The 1734-nt window shown below is 42.1% G+C and carries 1 protein-coding gene and 1 pseudogene; both read right to left on the minus strand.

The window, feature by feature from the left end:
• Positions 1–113 precede the first annotated feature (113 nt).
• Positions 114–674 carry a Uma2 family endonuclease gene (locus tag P5683_RS24510; RefSeq protein WP_193520764.1) on the minus strand — a complete coding sequence of 187 codons (561 nt, stop codon included), beginning with the start codon at positions 672–674 and terminating at the stop codon, positions 114–116.
• A gap of 618 nt (positions 675–1292) precedes the next feature.
• Positions 1293–1682, minus strand: a pseudogene (locus P5683_RS26630) (NB-ARC domain-containing protein); the annotation flags it as partial.
• Between the last annotated feature and the right edge of the window lie 52 nt (positions 1683–1734).

A 1734-nucleotide genomic window follows, 5' to 3' on the forward strand; every position in this document is an offset into this window, starting at 1 on the left:
TAGCTTCTGCTGAGTCTGAGCCTGTAGCTTTGGTTGCACCTCAAATCGGCTAATTTATAGCTTAGATGAAATAGAGCGCCTCCCAGTCGGGGGGCGCTTTTTCGTGCTTAAATTCACTGACCCACATTCAATACATCTTCATAAATTTGCGCCACGGTCATAGTTAGCCCCACAGATTCCAAGGTTAACTGATTATCTTCTCCTAAGATTTGAACTGTCCAACTCCCCGGAGTGTCTTGACGATAGACTTCCACTTGCATAACATCTTGAGAGACTAAAACATATTCCTTCAAAGTTTCTAAGGTTTGGTAGTTCATTAATTTTTCTCGTCGGTCAGTGCTTTCGGTACTTTCTGACAGCACTTCAATAATTAGGTTAGGTTGTGTTTTGAAGTATCGGTGATTATCTTCGGGGTTACAAGTCACGAGTAAGTCAGGGTAATAAAAAATATCGTCTTGAACTTTGACTTTCATATCAGACATGAATACCCGACAGGAACTCCCCCGCAGATGAGAACGTAATAAGGCATAAAGATTACCGGCAATGAGATTGTGTTCTTCACTAGCACCCGCCATAGCAAACACATAACCGCCCATATACTCATGGCGAATGGTGCTTTCGGCTTCAGCGATGATATAGTCTTCAACGGTAAACAGGGATAAAGGTGAACGCATTTTAGGGATTCTCCTAGTTTTTCTTTTTCAACTATTCTAACTTAGCTTAAATTTAAGATACTGTTGCCAAATCGGATGCAGTTGAAACATTCCTCGCTCTCCCTCTGATATTTTTTCTAGCAACCCCCGTCTAACTAAAGATTGGATGGCTGACCATAATTCAGATGGGGATAATTCAGGATTAGTGGGTTGTTCAGAAAGGGCGATCGCTTGATTTTCTCGGAAACCAGAAATCACCTGTTGTTCTAATTGGGATAATCGTTCTAACTGAGATTCTAAAATTGGTTCTAAGTCACCTAAAAAGATGTCCTCGCTGTGGCTTAAAAATAGGGAAACGCTACCATCAAATAGTTCGACTATGGTTGAGGCGATGATATTTAACCAGGTAGGATGTCCTTGATAGAGGTTGATTAATTCCGGCCATTTTTCCGAGTCGGTTAATTGGTGCGATCGCAAAATTTCCTCAGCATCGGCTGATAATCCTTTCAGGTGTAACGTGCGGGTGGAGTGTGTTTCCGCTTCTAAGGTAGCAATGGCTCTAGGTTTTTCCCAACTGAGGAGAATCACGCAACTTTGATGATGGTTTTTGGCAATTTTCCGAAAAATTGTCCGGTATTCTTTAAAGTCTGTCAAGTATTCCCCCGCCAATGCACCGCTTTTAAAAAGATTGTGTAGGTCATCCAATATGACTAAGCAACGGCAGTGACGGAAATAATCAATTATTGTAGGAAATGGGGGATTTTGTGACTGGTAAAAAAATTGTTGCAGTTGGTTTGTTAGGGAGGAAAAGGTGGGAGTTTCTGTGAGACTTTTCCAACAAATATAGTCAAATTCCGGCTGAATTTGTTCGATTAGTTGCCTGGTTAGTACGCTTTTGCCAATGCCACTTAATCCATAGATGGTAATTAAGCGCCTCCGGTCTTGTAAGATCCACTGTTTGGGGGTATTTAATTCGGTGGTGCGGTTGTCAAAGTCCGTGAGGTCTGGTGCATCGATTAAGTCAATAATGGGTGAGGGATTTTGGGTGGGGGAAGAGTCAGGAGAAGAGTTAGGGGAAGAG

The organism is Limnospira sp. PMC 1279.21 (genome assembly GCF_032349615.1).
GTDB classification, from domain to species: domain Bacteria; phylum Cyanobacteriota; class Cyanobacteriia; order Cyanobacteriales; family Microcoleaceae; genus Limnospira; species Limnospira fusiformis.

Excerpts from the sequence above, each read along its gene's own strand:
- P5683_RS24510 (WP_193520764.1), bottom strand. The coding sequence starts at position 674 with ATGCGTTCACCTTTATCCCTGTTTACCGTTGAAGACTATATCATCGCT.